This is a genomic window from Acinetobacter yuyunsongii, from assembly GCF_041021915.1.
In the GTDB taxonomy this organism is placed as follows: Bacteria; Pseudomonadota; Gammaproteobacteria; order Pseudomonadales; family Moraxellaceae; genus Acinetobacter.
Genome location: NZ_CP157435.1, coordinates 1,690,114 through 1,711,352 on the forward strand (window position 1 = coordinate 1,690,114; position 21,239 = coordinate 1,711,352).

The window sequence follows — 21,239 nt, forward strand, 5'->3', positions numbered from 1 at the left end:
TGATGATCATGTCGTATCTTTGGGGACTTATAACGCTTATTTTGGGTAATTGTTTAAATGAACTCCAGCTTGTCTTTATTGCATCCCTATCCTTTTGAAAAGTTAAATCAACTTTTTAAAGATGTGCAACCTGCCAATTTACCATTGATTCCATTATCAATTGGTGAACCAAAACATCCTGCACCAGAGTTCGTTAAACAAGCAATCATTGATAATTTTGCACATTTGTCGACTTATCCTAATAGTAAAGGGCAACCTGAACTGCGCCAAAGTATTGCACAATGGCTGAGCAATCGTTTCAAACTGAACCATATTAGTGCAGAAGAACATATTTTGCCTGTTTCTGGTACACGTGAAGGTATCTTTTCTTTTGTTCAGGCATTGATTAAACGTGAAGATGCGCCTTATATCGTGATGCCAAATCCGTTCTATCAAATTTATGAAGGTGCTGCATTATTGGCAGGTGCAAAGCCTTACTTTATCAACTGCACCGAGGAAAATGGTTATTTAGGCGACTTTGATGCCGTTCCTGCGGAAGTATGGGAAGAAACAGCATTATTATTCGTTTGCACACCGGGTAATCCAACAGGTACTGTACTTTCAAAAGAGCAATTCAAAAAGTTGATTGCACTTTCTGATCAATATGGTTTTGTGATTGCTTCTGATGAATGTTATTCAGAGTTATGGTTTGATGAAGCACCGATTGGGCTTTTAGAAGTTTGTGCTGAATTGGGACGCGATGACTATAAAAACTGTATCGTGTTCCATTCCCTTTCTAAACGTTCAAACCTCCCGGGTATGCGTTCTGGTTTTGTTGCGGGTGATGCAGCATTATTAAAACCTTATTTGCAATATCGTACCTATCACGGCGCTGCGATGCCTGTTCAACATCAATTGGCTTCGGTTGCGGCATGGAATGATGAGTCACATGTAGAAGAAAATCGTCAACAATACCGTGCTAAATTTGATTTATTCCAAACAGAGTTAGGACATTTACTACCGTTACAAAAACCTGATGCAGGTTTTTATTATTGGTTAAAAGTTGATAATGATGAAACTTTTGCCAAAATGTTGATGGAAAAAGCCCATATTAAGGTGTTACCAGGTCGATATTTATCTCGTGATACCGAACAAGGTAATCCGGGCGAAGGACACGTTCGGATGGCACTCGTCGCAGATTTAGCACAGTGTGAAGAAGTGGTAAAACGACTAAAAGCAATTCTTTAATCCATGAAATATCTGAAGAATCTATGTCAAAGCATGGATTCTTCAGCAACTTATGAAAGCTGTCCAATCATCAATATGGTGGCAATCAAAATCATTAAGCTCCCCGAAATACGACTGACTATTTTTACAGCTTGAGGTCGTGTACTTAATAATTTCTTCGCTGCGATTCCAACCAATACATAAACAATCGCGCAACTAATTAGATGAATAATACCTAAAGAAAGGATCTGAGCTGTAGCTGAAAATTGCAAATTTGGGTGAATAAATGGCGGTAATAGTGCAAAAAAGAGCAATAAAACTTTTGGATTTAACCCACTAATTCCCACACCTTTAACGAACCAAGACTTTGCTGAATCAAACGCAGATATCTGCTGTTCAGTACTTGAGATGATAGCTGGTCGAATCAACAAGCTTATTCCCATCCACAATAAATAACATGCACCAACAATCGTTAAAGATGTCAATAAAATTGGATAATGACTAACTAAAGTGCCCACTCCAGCTGCAACACACAAAATCGCTAAAAAATGCCCTAGTACAAGCCCTGAAACAGCTGTAACAATAAACTTCCCCTTTATGCCAGCTAGAATCGCATAAGCCCAATCTGCACCCGGTGTTAAAACAAATAAAATTGAAACACACCAAAAAGCAAAAATTACACTTAGATCCATATCAGACACCTACTCTTCATCATTGTTATTTTTCACCATTTGGTGAAAATAGAATTGAGAGAATAGACTTTAATGCTTAAAATGTTATTCCAAATGTTTGCTTGTTTTCAAAACTAAAAGGTAGATTATTCCAAATGGATCGTATTGATAAGAAAATTATTGCTGAACTACAGGCAAATGGGCGATTATCTATCACCGAATTGGCTGAAAGAATAGGCTTAAGTCTATCCCCTTGTCATCGCCGAGTGAAAGCTTTAGAAGAATCTGGGGTCATTAAGGGCTATCATGCCGATCTTGAAGCATCTCAAATTGGCTTTAATTTTGCGGCAATTATTTTTGTGACTTTAAAAGATGGTGATAAGCGGGCTTTGTCTAGCTTTGAAGAAAAGGTCAGTGAAATTACCAATGTGATTCAAGCACAGCGACTGTTTGGCAATCCTGATTATTTGTTGCATGTGGTGACCAAAGATCTGGCAAGTTTTCAAAAACTTTATGACGACAGTCTGTCTGCTTTACCGAATGTACAGCGCCTTACTTCAACGATTGTAATGAAAAGCGTAGTGACTAATCGCTTACTTCCTTTATAGCAATCTGAAATTATAGCGAGTGATCACTTTATAAGCCGCATCCTATTAGATTGTGTTGAAACTCGCCCTTTATTAATTTTTTCATCTGTCAGTTTACTATTGACCATCTGTTGAAATCTTCGTCTATACTTAGGCCATCAATATTTGGCGATTATGGAAAGATGGCTTCTCAAACTCCCCAGAAAACTAAGAAAAAAATTTGGTTTATTTTAGCGATCATTGTTGTTCTTTTAATTCTTACAGTCATGTTTTGGCAAACAAACAAAGCCAAAAACTCAGCAAATATGGAAAAGCGCAAAGGGGCAAATTCAGCAGAGCAAAAAGCAGCCCTGACGGTGACGGTTGTTCAACCTGAACAGCAAAATTGGAAACAAAGCTTTACTGCAAATGGAAACATTGCGGCATGGCAAGAAGTTGTCATTGGGAGCGAGCTATCAGGTCAACGGCTTACTCGCGTCAATGTCAATGTCGGTGATGAGGTAAAACGCGGTCAAGTTTTAGCTGAAGTCAATAGTGAAACAATACGTGCTGACCTCGCAGCAGCTCAAGCAAGTTATGCTGAAGCGCAAGCTGTTTTAGCTGATGCGATTACCAATAACAAACGTATTCAACAGCTTAAAAATACGGGTGCAATTTCTGCTCAAGAATCCACGCAATATCAAACCTCACAAGCGACTGCACAAGCTCGTCTTGATGCAGCTAAAGCTCAAATTAAAAGTAATCAATTACGCTTAGCTCAAACTCAAGTGGTTTCACCTGATAATGGTGTTATTTCAGCACGAACTGCCACGGTTGGATCTTTAGCACAAACAGGACAAGAATTATTCCGTTTGATTCGTGATCATCGACTCGAATGGCGTGCCGAAGTCACTTCTTCTGATTTATATAAACTTAAACAAGGGATGACTGCACGCATCATTTCACCTGATCCTGCTCAAGCGACAGTTACAGGCAAGGTTCGAATGATAGCACCTGTGATTGACCCACAAACTCGTTACGGTCTAGTTTATGTCGATATTCCAACGACTCAAGCTGTTCGGATGGGCATGTTTGTGAAAGGTGAATTTGATTTAGGTGAGAAACCAGCATTAACTATTCCACAAACGGCATTATTACTGCGGGATGGTTTTTCTTATGTTTTTATTGTTGATCAAAATAATCGTGTAACACAGCAGAAAGTCACTATAGGTCGCCGTCTAGGTGATCGTGTAGAAATCATGGATTTACCAACACAAGTAAAATTGGTTTCTTCTGGAACAGGTTTCTTAACGGATGGAGATTTAGTTACTGTTGCCAAAGACATACCTGACACCCCATTGACCAAACAACTTGTGAATACACAGGAGAAATAAAATGAATTTCTCTGCTTGGTCAATCCGTAATCCAATTCCGGGCATTTTATTGTTTATCATGCTTGGTTTGGCAGGATTGTTATGTTTTAAATGGATGAAAATACAACAATTCCCAGATATTGAACTTCCGATGGTCACCGTAAGTGCGGCATTACCCGGCGCAGCCCCACCTCAACTTGAAACAGAAGTTGCACGTAAAATTGAAAACTCGATTGCCTCTTTGCAAGGTTTGAGAAATCAATACACCAATATTCAAGATGGTGTTGTTACGGTTACAGCAGAATTTCAACTCGAAAAACCGCTACAAGAAGCGGTTGATGATGTTCGTAATGCTGTATCACAGGTGAGATCAGATTTACCTGCTGATTTAAGAGATCCGATTGTTAGTAAAATAAATTTATCAGGCTCGCCAATTCTCACCTACACCATTCAATCACCGAAAATGGATGAAGAAGCACTGTCATGGTTCGTTGACTATGATATTGCACGTGCCATGCTACAGGTTAAAGGTGTAGGTGCAGTCGCCCGTGTGGGCGGTGTTACCCGTCAAGTTGAAGTTGAACTCGACCCTGAAAAATTACTGGCATTGAATGCAACTGCTACAGATATTACCCGTCAATTACGCTTGATTCAGCAAGACGCCTCAGGCGGTCAAACCAAAATTGGGGGCAGCGAACAGTCAATTCGTACTATTGCAACCGTCAAAACGGCTGCAGAGATTGGTGCAATGGATCTTGCGCTCAGTGATGGTCGCCATATTCGCCTTGATCAAGTTGCATCTATTCGTGATGGAATTGCAGAACGACGCTCTGCCGCATTGCTGAATGGACAACCTGTGATTGGCTTTGAAATTACCCGTAGCAAGGGTGCCAGTGAGGTTGATGTTGAGAAAGGTGTAATTGAAGCACTGGATAAACTCAAGGCTGCACATCCAGACATTAAAATTACAGAAGCTTTTAACTTTGTTAAACCAGTTGCAGATAACTATAAAGGTTCAATGTCGCTTCTTTATGAAGGGGCAATTTTAGCAATCTTGGTGGTTTGGCTATTTTTACGTGATTGGCGTGCAACAATCATCGCTGCAACTGCCCTACCACTGTCTATATTACCCGCCCTGATTGGGATGTATTATTTTGGATTTACCCTAAATACAGTGACTTTACTCGCCATGTCATTAGTGGTTGGTATCCTAGTTGATGATGCAATTGTAGAAATTGAAAATATTATTCGGCATCTGCGAATGGGAAAAACCCCATATGAAGCGGCAATGGAAGCAGCGGATGAAATTGGTCTAGCGGTCATTGCAACCACCTTCACGTTAATTGCAGTATTTTTACCAACAGCGTTTATGAGTGGAATTGCGGGTAAGTTCTTTGTTCAATTCGGTTGGACGGCTGCATTGGCAATTTTTGCTTCTCTTTTAGTTGCACGCCTGCTTACACCAATGATGTCTGCTTACATTTTAAAACCATGGATAGGTCAAGTTGAAAAGCAAGATGAAACTTTAGATAACCAAGCAAAACTAGATCATGGTACAACAAAACTAGCTAAAGATCGCGCTAACGATGGACGTGTCATGTGTGGCTATATGCGTTTAGTCACATGGTGTTTAAATCATCGTTGGGTCACTTTATTTGGGGCAATTGCCTTTTTCGTTGGCTCAGTGATGCTGATTCCTTTACTGCCAACAGGTTTCGTTCCACCACCTGATACAGGACAGACTCAAGTTCGTTTAGAGCTTGCACCCGGTTCGCAATTTGTTGATACCTTAAAAACAGCAGAATACGCACGCAATCTGATTAAAGATCATCCAGAAATCAAGAGCATCTACACAACGATTGGTGGTGGTGCAGCAGGAACAGATCCTTTTTCAGGTGGCGCTTCAAGCGAACCAAGAAAAGCAACATTAACCATTCAAATTACTGGACGTTCTGATCGTAGTGCAAGTTTACAAGAGATTGAAAATCAGATTCGGCAACGATTAGCTCCACTACCAGGTGCTCGAATACAAGTTGGTCTAGCTGGAAATAATAGTCAGTACCAACTTGCTCTTTCAGGTGATGATCCTGAAGCTTTAATGTCTACAGCACGTAAGCTTGAACGAGAATTACGCACTATTCCAAATATTGGGAGTATTACTTCAAGCGCGGCTTTAATTCGTCCTGAACTGGTCATTCGTCCTGATTTTGCTAAAGCCGCAGATTTAGGTGTCACCACCTATGATATTGCTGAAACTTTGCGTATCGCCACCGCAGGTGATTTTGATCAGAATCTAGCAAAATTAAACTTATCTCAACGTCAAGTTCCCGTTGTGATTAAACTGCCTTTGGCTGCTCGCCAAGATCAGGAGTTAATGAAACGCTTGATGATCAAAGGCAGCCACGGCCCTGTGATGTTAGGGACGATTGCAGATGTCAATATTGAAAGTGGGCCATCGCAAATTGATCGTTTCAATCGTTTGCGTAATATCAATTTTAATATCGAGCTGAATAATCAACCGTTAGGTGATATTGCTGCTAAAGTTGACCAACTTCCAACCATGAAAAACCTACCACCAACAGTTAAACGTACCAATATTGGTGATGCTGAAGTCATGCAAGAGTTATTCTCAAGCTTTGGTTTGGCGATGCTGACAGGTGTATTGTGTATCTATGTTGTTCTGGTTCTTTTATTTAAAGACTTCCTACAACCGATCACTATTCTGGTCGCTCTACCTCTATCACTCGGTGGCGCATTCGTACTCTTACTTTTAGCAAAAAGTAGCTTCTCGATGCCAAGTTTGATCGGTTTGATTATGTTAATGGGAATTGCAAGTAAAAACTCGATTCTATTGGTCGATTACGCAATTATTGCCAGAAAAGAAAAAGATTATTCTCGGTTGAATGCATTATTGGATGCCTGCCATAAGCGAGCACGCCCAATTATCATGACAACTCTAGCAATGGGCGCAGGTATGTTACCGATTGCGTTGGGTATCGGAACAGATCCGAGTTTCCGTGCACCAATGGCAATTTCTGTTATTGGCGGGTTAATTACCAGTACCTTTTTATCGTTATTGGTTATTCCTGTAGTCTATACGTTTATTGATGATATCAATCGTAAATTACACAGCTTTAGAAAAGCAAAGCCCACATCAATTGAACAGTCTTAAGCAATATTCAACAAAAAAGACGGTCAAATGACCGTCTTTTTTGTTGCTCAATATTATTTTTTTGCTAATGCATTTTCAATATCAGCTTCTAAGGCATCTGGTTTAGTCGTCGGAGCATAACGGCCTAGAACTTCGCCATTACGCCCAACAAGAAACTTGGTGAAGTTCCATTTGATATTGCGACTACCTAAGATGCCTTTCGCTTCACGCGTTAGAAATCGAAAAATAACATGTGCTTCAGGACCTTTTACATCGACCTTAGCAAACATTGGAAAACTTACACCATAATTTCTTTGACAGAATGCGCCAATTTCTTTATTCGTGCCGGGCTCCTGACCACCAAATTGGTTACAAGGGAACCCTAAAACTTCTAAGCCTTGAGCTTTATATTTTTCATGCAACTTTTCAAGTCCTGCAAATTGTGGTGTAAAACCACACTTACTTGCAGTATTTACAATCAGCATGACCTTGCCTTTATAATCAGCGAGCGCTTTTGTTTCTCCCTCTAACAATTCAGCTTCAAACTGATAAATGTTACTCATGGATAGGTTTCCTCGTCATTCTTTTCTTCTGTTTTAAGTTGTAATGATGCCGAATTCACGCAATAACGCAGTCCTGTCGGCTGTGGACCATCCTCAAACACATGACCCAAATGTGCATCGCAATCATGGCAGACAATTTCCGTTCTGACCATACCATGCGATAAATCTTCATGTTCTTCTATTGCAACACCATCAATCGGTCTATAAAAACTTGGCCATCCACAACCGCTATCGTATTTCGTTTCAGATGAAAAGAGTTCTGCACCACAACATCGGCAGACATAAATACCATGCTGTTTGTTATTCCAATATTGTCCTGTAAATGCTGGTTCTGTGCCTTTCTGACGAGTAATACGATATTCTTCTGGTGATAGTTCTCTTTGCCATTCCCGGTCTGTTTTATTGACTTTTCCCATAACCTACACCTTTTATTCTGATGTTAAAAATATCTCGATGATCAGGTTTTATATTTACGCCATTCATAACAAAAACTCTAGTCTCATAACGTACAATTTAGTGAAATTTAAGCATTAATTTTAATAGCAAAAAGAAAGCAATTTTAAATTTAAAGGTAAGCAAATTTTAACAAAACTATCTTTCTCGTAAGCAAAGATAGTGTTATTCTTGTTTGGCACGGTTGTATAGGACAAAAAATGTCTCAGAAAAAAAGTGTGGTTTTTCAAAAACTCTTACCAACAATCAAACAATATCAGCAATCAGGTTTTACCTATGAAAAAATTGTTGAATTACTTAGAGATCAACATGATCTAGATTTGGTAAGTGTCGAAACCTTTAAAAGTTATTTATACCGATATGCAAAAGTGAATCCAGCTATGTCTAAAAATACTGTTACACCCCACTCTGCTCAATCAAGTCGTGAAATTAAGAAATCATCGAAACTTGAGCATGTTTGCTACGACATTCGTGGACCAGTATTACGCGCCGCCAATGAAATGGAGGAGCAAGGACACAAAATCATTAAGCTCAATATCGGCAACCCTGCACCTTTTGGTTTTGAAGCTCCACAAGAAATTATCAATGATGTTGCATTAAACCTACCGAATGCGATTGGTTATACAGACTCCAAAGGGATTTTCCCTGCGCGTAAAGCCATTTGCCAGTATTATCAGCAAAAAGGCGTTTTTGATATGCACGTTAATGATGTGTATGTCGGAAATGGCGTGTCTGAACTGATTGTGATGGCAATGCAAGGTTTATTGAACGATGGCGATGAAATGCTCGTTCCTATGCCTGACTATCCATTATGGACGGCAGCAGTCAATCTCTCTGGTGGTAAAGCTGTTCATTATAAATGTGATGAAGAAAACTATTGGTATCCTGATCTTGCGGATATGGAAAGCAAAATCACAGCAAATACGCGTGGTATTGTTATTATCAATCCAAACAACCCAACAGGTTCTGTTTACCCACGTCATGTATTGGAGCAAATTGTTGCTTTAGCTAAAAAGCATGACTTAATTTTGTTTGCAGATGAAATCTACGACAAAATCGTTTATGACGGCATTGAGCATGTTGCTGTTGCAGCTTTGGCTGGCAATCAACTTTGCATTTCATTTAATGGTTTATCAAAAGCCTATCGTATTGCTGGTTATCGTGCAGGTTGGATGGCGATCACAGGTGATAAATCACGTGCTGCAGACTATATTGAAGGTTTAGACATGCTTGCTTCAATGCGTTTGTGTGCGAATCATCAAGCACAATATGCAATTCAAACTGCACTCGGTGGCTATCAGTCTATCAATGATTTAATTCGTCCAGGCGGTCGTCTGTATGAACAACGTAATATTGCATGGGAAATGTTAAATGAGATTCCTGGCGTAAGTTGTGTTAAGCCTGACGGAGCAATGTACTGTTTCCCAAAACTTGATCCTGAGATTTATCCAGTTGAAGATGATGAAAAACTGATGTTAGATCTATTAAAAGCGGAGAAAGTTTTATTGGTTCAAGGCACAGGTTTTAATTGGCCAACACCAGACCATTTCCGTGTGGTGTTCTTACCTGCTGAAAATGAGCTACGTGAAGCAATTAATCGTTTAAGCCGTTTCTTGGCGAAAATGCGTTAAGCAGAATTAGTAATGAAAAAGGAAGCAAATCGCTTCCTTTTTTAACATGAATACTAAGTTGCCATAAAAAAGTAACCATGTGTACGTCTGTTTTAATTTCATCTATAAACAAGTAAGCCTAATTTTCTAAAAGAATTTTTCGCATGTTTATTTTGAATACTCAACTTACCTTCCATTTTATGTTCATCTCCCTAAGATAATATTTGGAAGTTTCCTATAATAACCCTCTCTAGCTGCATCTCCTTGCTACTCCAGATTATATGCTCGAAATGCTTTTTCTGATATATATGAAAATTTATTCTACTCAAGTGTCTTAATAGACTGAATAATTTGTCAATTTCCTCATTTCTAGATAAATATAAAAGCAAAGAGTCACCTATACTTCTTTGCTTTTATAATATTTTAAAAATTAATTTTTCTCAGTTTGCAACTCATCCCACTGCGCTTCATACTCTTTCGACTTCTTTAAATTCTTAGCTAAGCCAAAACTGCCATTTTCATATAAACGCGCCAAATCCAACAATGCTTCATTTTCACCCTGCTCTACCGCAAGCGCATAATATTCTGCAGCTTTTTTATAATTTTTTTCAACACCCTTACCTTCTTCATAAACATAAGCAATATTTGACGAACCTAAGCCATTTTCAGCTTTAGAGGCTAACGTAAACAGACGCAAAGCTTCTTTGTAATCTTGCTTTAAGCCTGCTTTGCCTTCCAAATAGAAAATACCAAGATTGTTAATTGCTGAAGATTCATCTTGCTTTACAGCTAACTGATAATAATGTAATGCTTTTTTAAGGTCCTGAGCGACTTCATCATTCCCATCACTATATAAATGACCTAATTCAGCTTGTGCAAGATCCAATCCCGCATCAGCAGATTTGGTCATCCATTCCAAGCCCTTTTTAGTATTAATACTAACGCCATCATCACCATAGAGGTATAAAAAACCTAAATAATACTGAGCGTATAATTGCCCTTTTTGTGCCGCCTGTGTATACCACTTTAACGCTGTGGGATTATCTTCTTCAGTCCCTTCGCCATAATCATACATATACCCTACGGAAAAAAGTGCATCAGCATTTCCCTTTGCAGCCGCCTTTTTGAACCACTCTAATGCTTTACCAAAATCTTGATCGACCTCATTTCCATAATAATAAGCATCTCCAAGATTATTTTGGGCAATTGCATCACCACTTTTTGCTTGTTGAACGAGTTCTTGACTAAAAGATACATCCTCAGCTTGAGTTAAAGAAATTGCGCTCATACTTAATAATATTGAAAATACGATATTCTTTAATTTCATTCTTGAACCTGCTTTGGTACATTTTTATGCAGATACATTCTAGCGGTTAAACAACTTAAGTAAATGTATATTTATATTTCCATATAAATCAAAAGTTAATTTTTATTAATTTATAAAAAGCACAGAACAAATAGACAGTTTGCCAAAATATTAAGCATGCCATTTTCGGTTTGCATGCTAAACTATGCGTTGCTTTGAAAAAGGATAGTCCTTCTATGCGGTTTGTTCATCTCGGTATCCATACAGAATTTTCGATTACGGAATCGATTGTTCGCATACCTGATTTGGTCAAAGCTGCCGTTAAAGATGACATGCCTGCGCTTGCATTAACTGACTTATCCAACTTGCACGCTGCGGTGAAATTTTATGAAGCTTGTTTAAAAAAAGGCATTAAACCTATTTTAGGCAGTGTCATTCGACTAAATGACCCAGAGCACCGCGCAACCTTATTAGCTATGAGCAGTAAAGGTTGGCGAAATCTAACCGAAATCGTATCTCGGGGCTTTATTGAAGGACAACAACTTAGTATCCCATGCGTACAAAAAGAATGGATACTTGAACAATCAGAAGATTTAATTGTATTGCTTGGACAGCATAGTGATGTTGGCAAAATGCTTTGTTCATCCAATCCACAAAAAGCAGAACCTTTGTTAGAAGCATGGATTGAAAAGTTTGGTAATCGTGTTTATTTAGCTTTAACACGTACTGAACGTGTTGGTGAAGAAGATTTTATTCAACAAGCCGTTAAACTCGCTGCTAAATATCAAATTGGTGTCGTTGCACATAATGATGTTCACTTTGTTGAACAAGATGATTTTGAAGCACATGAAGCACGTGTGTGTATTGCCGATGGTTATGTCCTTGGTGACGATAAACGTCCTAAGAATTATAGCTCTGAACAGTACTTTAAAACTGGTGAGCAAATGTCTGAGCTATTTTCAGACATCCCTAGTGCCATTGAAAATACCTACCATATTGCCAAACGTTGTAATGTTACCTTACAACTCGGGACTTATTTCTTACCTGATTTCCCGATCCCAGATGGCTATACCATCGACACTTATTTCGAACATTTATCTCGTACAGGTTTAGAGGAACGCTTAAATCACCTTTACCCTATTGCTGAACGTGATGAAGATTGGGCTGAAATTCGTAAACCTTATGATGATCGTATCAAGTACGAAGTTGATATTATTTTAAAAATGGGTTTTCCGGGTTACTTCCTGATCGTCATGGACTTTATTCAATGGGCCAAAAATAATGGTGTGCCTGTAGGTCCTGGCCGTGGTTCGGGTGCTGGTTCATTAGTTGCCTACAGTTTAAAAATTACTGATCTAGATCCATTACGTTATGATTTGCTTTTCGAACGTTTCTTAAACCCTGAACGTGTCTCAATGCCCGATTTTGACGTCGATTTCTGTATTGCAGGTCGTGACCGAGTAATCGAATATGTCGCACAAAAATACGGTCGTGAAGCCGTTTCACAGATTGCGACTTTTGGTACGATGGCTGCAAAAGGCGCAATCCGAGATGTTGCACGTGTCTTAGGTAAGTCTTATGGTCTGGCTGACCGTATTTCCAAAATGATTCCGACCAAGCCGCTTGGCGTTGATCTAGTCACTGCGATTGACATGGAACCACAGCTCAAAGACATCGTGACCAACCCATCAAACCCTGATAATGATGATGCTGCTGAAATTTGGGAAATGGCACTTAAGCTCGAAGGCATTACACGAAACACAGGGAAACACGCAGGTGGTGTAGTCATTGCACCCGGAAAAATTACCGATTATTCAGCGGTACTGTGTGAAGCAGATGGAACAAGTCGTGTTGCGCAATACGATAAAGATGATGTTGAAGCAGCAGGTCTGGTTAAATTTGACTTCTTAGGTTTGCGTAACCTCACAGTTATTGAAGATGCGGTTCAAAATATTAATAAAAGAATCAAATCTGAAATTCCTCTCGAAATTGCAAATGTTCCATTAGATGACAAGGATGCTTATTTAGTCTTTGCGGACGCAAATACAACTGCGGTGTTCCAGTTTGAATCCGTCGGCATGAAAAAAATGCTCAAGGAAGCAAGACCGAGTAAATTTGAAGAAATTATTGCTTTCGTTTCTTTATACCGCCCCGGTCCAATGGATCTAATTCCAGACTTTATCCATCGTATGCATGGTGGTGAGTTCGAATATCTACATCCATTGCTAGAAGGCGTACTTGAACCTACCTACGGGATAATGGTTTACCAAGAACAGGTGATGCAGGCAGCACAGTTCTGCGCAGGCTATACACTTGGTGGTGCAGATTTACTTCGCCGTGCCATGGGTAAAAAGAAACCTGAAGAAATGGTTAAACAGCGCCAAATCTTTATTGAAGGTGCTGCAAAAAAAGAGATTGATGAAGCGACAGCAAACCATATCTTCGACTATATGGAAAAGTTCGCAGGTTATGGATTTAACAAATCACATGCCGCAGCCTATGCCCTTGTTGCCTATCACACTGCATGGTTAAAAGCACATTATCCTTCAGAATTTATGGCGGCGGTTTTATCATCAGAAATGCAGAATACGGACAGTATCGTATTCTTAATTGATGACTGCCGTAATAATAAATTAGAAGTGCTACCGCCTTCCGTAAATATGTCTTTGTATCATTTCCACGCCAGTGATGAGAAAACCATTGTTTATGGTCTCGGTGCAATTAAAGGCGTCGGTGAACAAGCGATGCAATCGGTCATCGACTCACGCATCAATGAAGGTCCATACAAGGATTTATTCGATTTCTGTCATCGTATTGACCTAAAAAAGATCAATAAACGTACCTTAGAAGCCTTAATTCGTGCAGGTGCGTTGGATTGTTTAGGCATTGAACGCTCAAGCTTAATGGCTCAATTGCCTGAAGCTGTTCAAGCGGCGGAACAAGCACGAAGTAACCGTGAGACGGGTATCATGGATTTATTTGGTGAAGTTGAAGAAGTTCAACGCAAACCTGCTAAACCTGTGAAACCGTGGTCAGACGAAGTTCGCCTTAAAGGTGAAAAAGATACGCTTGGATTGTATCTCACTGGTCATCCGATTGATGTCTATCGTCCAGAATTAAAATCGTTTATTCCAGCAAAATTAAATGAACTAACACCTACTCGTCGTGGTGTCACGACCGTCTTTGCTGGTTTAGTCGTTGATATTGCCAACTTCCCGAACCGTATCATGATTACACTAGATGATGGTACTGCTCGTGTGGAAATCAGCTGTAATCATGAGCGTTTTCAACGTTATAAAGAAATCGTTCGTCTAGAACAAGTCATTGTTATCGAAGGCGAAATCTACGAACGTGAAGGCTTTGATCGCCCAATGGCGCGTTTAAGTAAAGCGTTTAATTTAAATGAAATCCGCCAAAAGCGTGCCCAAAGTATTCAAATTCGTCTCCCTCAAGATTTAATGACCAAATCTTTAGCCAAAGATTTACAGGCAATTTTATTACCTTATTGCAATGTCGATATGTGTCAGCATATTGCTTTACAAATCCAACTTGAACAAAGCTTTGCGACAGCAGAGTTGCATCTAGGTCCGCAATGGAAAGTCGCACCTTTAGATGAATTGCTAGGCAAGCTACGTGATTATTTTGGTAAGGACGCGATTTTTATTGAATATCAAGTGAAGTCAAAAGCTGCAAAAGTAGCAGAAGCGCCTAAAGTAACGACAGTTGCACCACCACCTGAAAACATGTCTATGGATGAAGCGCTTGATCTGTATCAAGCTGAAATCTCTCAATACTCTTAATTTTGGATGATATATGAATCTGTTTGACTCAAATAACGTGTCCAAACACTTGGATCATGTGCGTATTGTGATGGTCAATACCACCCTACCAGCCAATATTGGTAGTGCCTTACGCGCAATGAAAACGATGGGTTTATCTCAACTCGTTTTAGTTGCTCCTAAAACCTATCCACACCCAGATATTGATGCTTTAGCCGCAGGTGCACAGGATTTAATTGAAAAAATTGAGATCGTTGATACTTTAGAGCAAGCTATTCAAGACTGTCATCTCGTGTTTGGAACCAGCGCACGTAGTCGTACCATTCCATGGCCGTTACTGGACGTACGTCCTGCTGCAAAAGAAGCGTTACAAGCTGCAACTCAACAACAAAATATCGCTATTGTTTTTGGTCGTGAAGACCGTGGTCTCACCAATGAAGAACTTGCTTTAGCCAATTATCACTTAACCATCCCAGTTAATCCTGAGTATGGTGTTTTAAATGTCGCACAAGCGATTCAAGTCATTTGTTATGAGTTGAGAATGGCTGCACTCGAACAAAATACGCAACAAATGACTGTTGTTCCAGATGATCACATGCAACTTAAACAACAACAGAGCATGGAATGGGATGAGCCATTAGTAACACAAAAACAAATGGAAGAATTCTATCCTCATCTAGAAAAAATGCTGACTGAAATCGAATTTTTAGATCCAAATAATCCTCGTTTACTTCCATTACGCTTGCGTCGCCTGTTCGGAAGGATACAATTAGATCGTATGGAATATCATTTATTGCGCGGAATTTTCAGCCGTGTACAGGCTTTAGCCAAAGGCTCATGGAAACAAACCAATTCGGAGGATCATGCCCAATGATTAAACAGCTTAAAGAAGATATCGAGGCTGTATTTGCACGTGATCCTGCTGCTCGAAATACACTCGAAGTTCTAACCACCTATCCGGGTATTCATGCTTTGATCATGCATCGTATGGCACATGAGCTTTGGAAAAAAGAGTACAAAGGTACAGCACGTTTACTTTCTTCATTTAGCCGCTTTGCCACAGGAATTGAAATCCATCCTGGCGCAAAAATTGGTAAACGCTTTTTTATCGATCATGGTATGGGTGTGGTGATTGGTGAAACAGCTGAAATTGGTGATGATGTCACGCTTTATCATGGAGTAACGCTTGGCGGCACAACATGGAATAAAGGCAAGCGCCACCCCACGCTTGAAGATGGTGTGGTGGTGGGTGCAGGTGCTAAAATCCTCGGTCCCTTTACCGTCCATAAAGGTGCAAAAGTTGGCTCAAATGCAGTCATCACCAAAGAAGTTCCTGAGGGCGTAACCGCCGTTGGCAACCCTGCACGATACATTTTCAAGGATAAAACCCAGATTGAGCAGGATGAAGCACGCCGCCGTGATTATGCTGAAAGCATCGGTTTCCAGCCTTATGCCACCACTCAGGATCAGTCAGACCCAATTTTAGAAGGTATTCGTGTTTTACTGGATCGGATGCAGCAAAATGAAAAGCGCATGAATACCCTTTGCCAGCGCCTCTCGCTACTGGACCCAACATTTAACGGTCAAAAACAGAAGACCCAGCCATTTAGTAAAGAAGAACTTAAAATTATTGAAGAAGTTAGACGTGAATGTGAAGCTCAGAGCAAAACTTCTTCGAACTAATCCAATTTATAAAAAATGTAACAAGCTTCTCGTTGCAAGTTGGTTTTGCTTTTCCTAGACTGGTAAAACCAACGACCGACCTAGTTAATTCACTAAAATTAATGGATGTAAAGCATGAATTTTAAGCCTTTGGCACTTCTTGTACTTTCAACTTCTTTTTTAACAGCTTGTGGTACTACGCCAGTAAAAAAAGAAAAAGCTGCTGAACCTTTTGTATTCAAAGAACCTGATCCAACTCCTCCATTTTATGCTTTAAATCCAGTTAAATATGATGCTCCGCCAAGCTTTGAAGTTGCAATTAAAGATGCATCGGCTCAACCTGTAACAAAAATGGTTGTTTCACTTCAAGGTGACCCATCAAAATCAACCACCCTTGAGGTGAATAAATTAATTGTCCCTACGACTGATCAAAAGCAACGTAATATGAAATATGCGGTGCTTGCTGGTGATAATGAAGTAGATGTCACTGAAATTGATGATTTTCTTCAATTGGTTGAAGGTAAAGCGCGTCACTATCCACCACGTTTTACGGAACGCCAAGAACGTAAAGGTTATGAGGCAAAACTTCGTGAAATTACGCAGAAACTTGATGCTTTAGCAGAAAAGCCCAATGCTTCTCTGGATGTACTTACTCGTGCATTTAAAGCAAGCGTTATGGCACGTAATATGGACTTAGGTACAGCCTATACAACCAAATCACTCAACTACGCACAGCGTATTCTTGCGATTAGCCCAAATGACCCTGAAACTAATTTCTGGTTTGGTTTTGGTCTATCTGAAGGTGGCGGTCAACGTGAAGCGATTCCATATCTAGATAAAGCGATTAAAGGCGGTGTACAAGAAGCGTATCTTTCTGCTGCAAATAATTATTTATGGTTAGAGCAAAAGAAAAATGCGATTCAAACACTCAAAAATTATAAAATTAATTATCCTGATGAAGCCGAAGTTGCAGATCAACTTATCAAAGAAGTTGAATCTGGAAAACGTTGGAATGTTTGGCAAGTCCTAAATTAAAGATTTGTGATTTTGTAAAAATAGACTGTTCAGAACAGTCTATTTTTTTAAGTTGATTGAAAAAACATCTTTTTTTCGTATTATAGCTAGAATCTTCCAGCTAAATTTGCTCCTTGATAATGCAAGCATCTAATTCAAACAAATATCTATTTGCCTTTACGCTGTTATCAACTATTGCTTTAAATGGCTGTCAGGTCGTTAGCCTCAAGCAACAAGCGGTTGATGTCACCATAGCCAATGAACGTAATAGTATAGTAACTCAGAAAAAGTTAAGTGAAGCAAGCCTGAATGTCTTATCGATGTCAGGTAAAGAAGCAAAAATTTGTATGCAATCTCCGAATGAATGCATTGCAGATCTACATAAAATTCCTCAGATTCAAGACGAACAATTATTGTCGACAGCCAGTGAACTATATCTTGCTAAAGCCGTGTCACTGTCGGACTCATCAGAATGTAAAATCAGTAAATTGTCTACACATAAACCTGCTGATGAACAAAAGCTAATACAGCAAAATTATGAAAGTTGCTTAGATCAGAAGTTTGAAGCTTTGGATAAAAGTATTCGTTATAGTTATGCGTATTTATTCAAAACATCACGTCAGCCACAAGAACGACTTTTTGATAACCGCCAAGTACAAATTCGAGATTTCTACAATCAGGCACTTACTCAATTGGTGAGTAGTCATAGTTTAAGGAATCCATCGACCAATCTTACCCCAACGATTAAAATTGGAAAAAGTACTTACACAATTGATATTCAAGCATATCAACGCCTACAGAATATGAAACTGGAAAAATTCATTTCCAGTTACAACATGAATTTTTCTGGATTAAGGGCAATTAACCGCCGTGATGGTTTCGGTTCTGATTTTGTCGCAGTTTTTCCATCGACAGACTCATCATCACAAGAAAATAAATACATTCTTAATCCTTTAACCCATGATTATCCTAAAGGGATAAATCCTAATATTCATAAAGCACGCTATTTAGCAGCCACAATTATTGCTCAACCTAAAAAATCGAATGCAACGATAGAAGATGTTTTAACAAATCCGAATTTTGAAATTAAGGTTTATGATCCTTATAGCATTGAGAAAGTAGAGATTGCCGGTAAACCATATTCATTAGCAGCAAATTTTTCTGCACCCTATGGTTTATGGCTAGCAGAAAACAATTTAGGTGCGGCTGCGTATTTGACCTTAATTGACCGCGATCAGCATTTGGCAATGCCGCATCTCTATATGCTGGAACCCTATAACCCGAATAAGAAAATCATTGTATTAGTACATGGTCTGGCAAGTAGTCCTGAAGCATGGATTGCGGTAACTAATGACATTATGGGTGATGCAATATTAAGAGAACATTATCAAGTTTGGCAAATTTTTTACTCTACCAATATGCCAATTTTGGAAAGCCGTTTTCAAATTTATGCTTTATTAAAACAAGCATTTGGTTCACTTAATCCCAAAGATGCAGCAGCCCAAGATGCAGTTTTAATTGGGCATAGTATGGGTGGAATTATTAGTCGGCTTTTAGTGAGTGATGCAGATATTTCTAAACAAGCTTTAGAATTGATGAATAATCGCCAACAAACACGTCTAAGAAAACACCCTGTCATTGGTGAAAGACTCAAAATGAAACCAATTGAAAATTTTGATCGAGCTATTTTTCTCGCAGCACCACACCGAGGTACAGATTATGCAGACCGATGGTTTACTCTAGCAGCAAGAAAAATTATTAAACTTCCTGCAACTTTCTTAACGACCCTCGCAGATACGCTGACCAGTTATGATGTTGATTTAAAAGACTTTGTCAAAACACTAACGAATGATGTCATTCAGAATGGACCAAGTGATCTAAGTAAAAAATCTAAATTTATGGAACTGACAGCTAGTATCCCACCCGAAAAAGGCTTAGTTTTTCATTCTATTATGGGCAATATTACTAAAAGTGATGATCCAAATGTCATTACAGACGGGATTGTTCCTTATAAGAGTGCGCATTTAGATGGTGCTGTTTCCGAGAAGATCTTCACGGGTGGTCACTCTATTCAAGAAACGCCCGAAGCTGTGTTAGAACTTCGTCGCATCTTACGCCAACATTTAGTTGATCATGGTTTATATAAACCGAAGAATTAAGTACAATAAAAAAGCCCCAAACAATTGGGGCTTTTTTAATCAAATCATTTACACATCAGAGCGAATCATATAATCAAAAGCGGATAGAGACGCTTTGGCACCTTCACCTGTCGCAATGATAATTTGCTTGTAAGGCACGGTGGTACAGTCACCCGCAGCAAATACACCTTTGACATTGGTTTCATTACGATCATTGATCACAATCTCACCACGATTGCTGAGTTCAACCGCACTGTTCTTCAAGAAATCTGTGTTTGGTAATAAACCAATCTGCACAAAGATTCCTGCAAGTTCTACCGTATGCTCAACATCAGTCGCGCGATCTTTGTATTTCAACGCCGTCACTTGAGCACCATCTCCGACCACTTCAGTACTGAGCGCATTTAAGATCACAGTGGTATTCGGTAAGCTGTTTAATTTGTCTTGCAACACTTGATCTGCACGAAGCTTGGTATCAAACTCAACCAATGTTACATGCTCAACAATTCCTGCAAGGTCAATCGCTGCTTCTACACCTGAGTTACCACCACCAATCACCGCGACACGTTTGCCTTTGAATAATGGGCCATCACAGTGTGGGCAGTACGCCACACCACGGGTACGGTATTCTGCTTCACCCGGTACATTCATTTCTCTCCAACGTGCGCCTGTTGAAAGAATAATGGTTTTCGATTCAAGCTTAGCCCCATTTTCCAATTCAACTTCAACCAAACCATTGGCGGTCTGATCTGCACCTGTGATCTTGCTGACACGTTGTAAATTCATGATATCCACACCGTACTCACGTACATGGGCTTCCATATCTTGAGCGAACTTCGGACCTACAGTTTTTTGAACCGTGGTGAAGTTTTCAATGTCCATAGTATCCATGACCTGACCACCAAAGCGTTCAGCCACGATACCTGTTTTGATACCCTTACGTGCTGCATAAATCGCTGCTGTACCACCTGCAGGGCCACCACCAATCACCAATACATCAAAAGCATCTTTGGCATTGAGTGCTGCGGCATCTTTTTCAGCTGAGTTGGTATCTAGCTTCGCCACGATTTCTTCCAAAGTCATACGACCTTGTCCAATATGTTCATTGTCTTGAAACACCATCGGTACAGCTAAGATTTTGCGCTCTTCAACTTCTTCTTGGAAGAAACCACCATCAATCATGGTCGCCGTTGTATTCGGGTTATAGATTGCAATCAAGTTGAGTGCTTGAACCACATCTGGACAGTTATGGCAGCTCAATGAAACAAACACATCAAAGTTTGCTTTTAAGTTTAAGCCTTTGATTTGGTTCAAGACTTCATCAGAGACTTTAGGTGCGTAACCTGATACTTGTAATAAAGCCAAGATCAAAGAGGTAAACTCATGTCCCATCGGTAAACCAGCAAAGAACACACGTGGTTGTTCACCTGCTTTAGCTACACCGAAACTAGGACGGCGAGCGTTTGAACCGTCAAAACGCGCCGTAACTTGGTCAGAAAGTTCCGCAATTTCAGTCACGAGTTCTTTGATTTTTGCAGCTTTGTCTGATTCATCTAAAGCTGCAACTAACTCAATTGGACTTTCTAAACGTTCTAAGTAAGCTTTTAATTGAGTTTTAATATTTTGATCTAACATGTATTTCTCCAAATTCTAAGCAGTTCAAATCAGCTAAATTCATTCGATGAAGCTATAGTACGCAAAACTAATAAATAGGTAAAACAGTATGTTTTTATAAATTTAATCGGAT

At 39.5% G+C, this 21,239-nt stretch carries 15 protein-coding genes; 10 read left to right on the forward strand and 5 right to left on the reverse strand.

The genetic code is table 11. The features are described from left to right. Positions 1-57 precede the first annotated feature (57 nt). Positions 58-1,227: a succinyldiaminopimelate transaminase gene (dapC, locus tag ABLB98_RS08145; protein ID WP_348883110.1), complete on the forward strand. Its 1,170-nt coding sequence runs from the start codon at positions 58-60 to the stop codon at positions 1,225-1,227. Between the two features lie 50 nt (positions 1,228-1,277). Here the strand turns inward: dapC and ABLB98_RS08150 are convergent, their stop codons facing one another. Further along, positions 1,278-1,898 (reverse strand): LysE family translocator, encoded by a 621-nt coding sequence (locus tag ABLB98_RS08150; protein ID WP_348883109.1) that lies wholly within the window; start codon positions 1,896-1,898, stop codon positions 1,278-1,280. A gap of 134 nt (positions 1,899-2,032) precedes the next feature. Between ABLB98_RS08150 and ABLB98_RS08155 the strand changes: the two genes are divergently transcribed. The 3 genes from ABLB98_RS08155 to ABLB98_RS08165 all read left to right on the forward strand — a co-directional run bounded on the left by ABLB98_RS08155 (position 2,033) and on the right by ABLB98_RS08165 (position 6,988). Continuing rightward, the gene (locus ABLB98_RS08155) at positions 2,033-2,485 is read left to right on the forward strand and encodes an Lrp/AsnC family transcriptional regulator (RefSeq protein ID WP_087536207.1); all 453 of its coding nucleotides are present in this window, start codon (positions 2,033-2,035) and stop codon (positions 2,483-2,485) included. Positions 2,486-2,646: 161 nt separating this feature from the next. Next, on the forward strand, positions 2,647-3,837 hold the full coding sequence (locus ABLB98_RS08160; protein WP_348883108.1) for an efflux RND transporter periplasmic adaptor subunit: 1,191 nt from the start codon (positions 2,647-2,649) through the stop codon (positions 3,835-3,837). 1 nt (position 3,838) lies between these two features. Beyond that, positions 3,839-6,988, forward strand: coding sequence for an efflux RND transporter permease subunit (locus ABLB98_RS08165; protein ID WP_348883107.1), 3,150 nt, complete (start codon positions 3,839-3,841; stop codon positions 6,986-6,988). Between the two features lie 53 nt (positions 6,989-7,041). On the opposite strand, the gene ABLB98_RS08170 is transcribed toward ABLB98_RS08165, so the two are convergent. Together ABLB98_RS08170 and msrB are read right to left on the reverse strand one after the other, a co-directional pair. Continuing rightward, entirely contained in the window at positions 7,042-7,530 is a 489-nt protein-coding gene (locus tag ABLB98_RS08170) for a glutathione peroxidase (protein ID WP_348883106.1), read from the reverse strand. Beyond that, entirely contained in the window at positions 7,527-7,946 is a 420-nt protein-coding gene (gene msrB / locus ABLB98_RS08175) for a peptide-methionine (R)-S-oxide reductase MsrB (protein WP_005215543.1), read from the reverse strand. Before msrB ends, ABLB98_RS08170 begins: the two co-directional genes overlap by 4 nt. 237 nt (positions 7,947-8,183) lie before the next feature. Between msrB and ABLB98_RS08180 the strand changes: the two genes are divergently transcribed. Then, positions 8,184-9,614, forward strand: coding sequence for a pyridoxal phosphate-dependent aminotransferase (locus ABLB98_RS08180; RefSeq protein ID WP_348883105.1), 1,431 nt, complete (start codon positions 8,184-8,186; stop codon positions 9,612-9,614). 409 nt (positions 9,615-10,023) lie between these two features. Here the strand turns inward: ABLB98_RS08180 and ABLB98_RS08185 are convergent, their stop codons facing one another. After that, on the reverse strand, positions 10,024-10,920 hold the full coding sequence (locus ABLB98_RS08185; RefSeq protein ID WP_348883104.1) for a tetratricopeptide repeat protein: 897 nt from the start codon (positions 10,918-10,920) through the stop codon (positions 10,024-10,026). A gap of 215 nt (positions 10,921-11,135) precedes the next feature. Here ABLB98_RS08185 and dnaE point away from each other — a divergent pair, with 215 nt between their 5' ends. The 5 genes from dnaE (at position 11,136) to ABLB98_RS08210 (ending at position 19,513) form a co-directional block, all read left to right on the forward strand. Continuing rightward, positions 11,136-14,699, forward strand: a complete 3,564-nt coding sequence (gene dnaE / locus ABLB98_RS08190; protein ID WP_348883103.1) for a DNA polymerase III subunit alpha — start codon at positions 11,136-11,138, stop codon at positions 14,697-14,699. Positions 14,700-14,712: 13 nt separating this feature from the next. Then, positions 14,713-15,552 (forward strand): RNA methyltransferase, encoded by an 840-nt coding sequence (locus ABLB98_RS08195; RefSeq protein ID WP_005160643.1) that lies wholly within the window; start codon positions 14,713-14,715, stop codon positions 15,550-15,552. After that, entirely contained in the window at positions 15,549-16,361 is an 813-nt protein-coding gene (gene cysE / locus ABLB98_RS08200) for a serine O-acetyltransferase (RefSeq protein ID WP_005160644.1), read from the forward strand. Before ABLB98_RS08195 ends, cysE begins: the two co-directional genes overlap by 4 nt. Positions 16,362-16,475: 114 nt before the next feature. Continuing rightward, positions 16,476-17,375, forward strand: a complete 900-nt coding sequence (locus ABLB98_RS08205) for an ABUW_2363 family tetratricopeptide repeat lipoprotein (RefSeq protein WP_269238110.1) — start codon at positions 16,476-16,478, stop codon at positions 17,373-17,375. A 119-nt stretch (positions 17,376-17,494) separates the two neighbouring features. Then, complete coding sequence (locus ABLB98_RS08210) at positions 17,495-19,513, forward strand: alpha/beta fold hydrolase (RefSeq protein ID WP_348883102.1); 2,019 nt, start codon at positions 17,495-17,497, stop codon at positions 19,511-19,513. Positions 19,514-19,561: 48 nt separating this feature from the next. Here ABLB98_RS08210 and ahpF read toward each other — a convergent pair whose 3' ends face one another. Then, on the reverse strand, positions 19,562-21,127 hold the full coding sequence (gene ahpF, locus ABLB98_RS08215) for an alkyl hydroperoxide reductase subunit F (protein WP_111313917.1): 1,566 nt from the start codon (positions 21,125-21,127) through the stop codon (positions 19,562-19,564). Positions 21,128-21,239 lie beyond the last annotated feature (112 nt).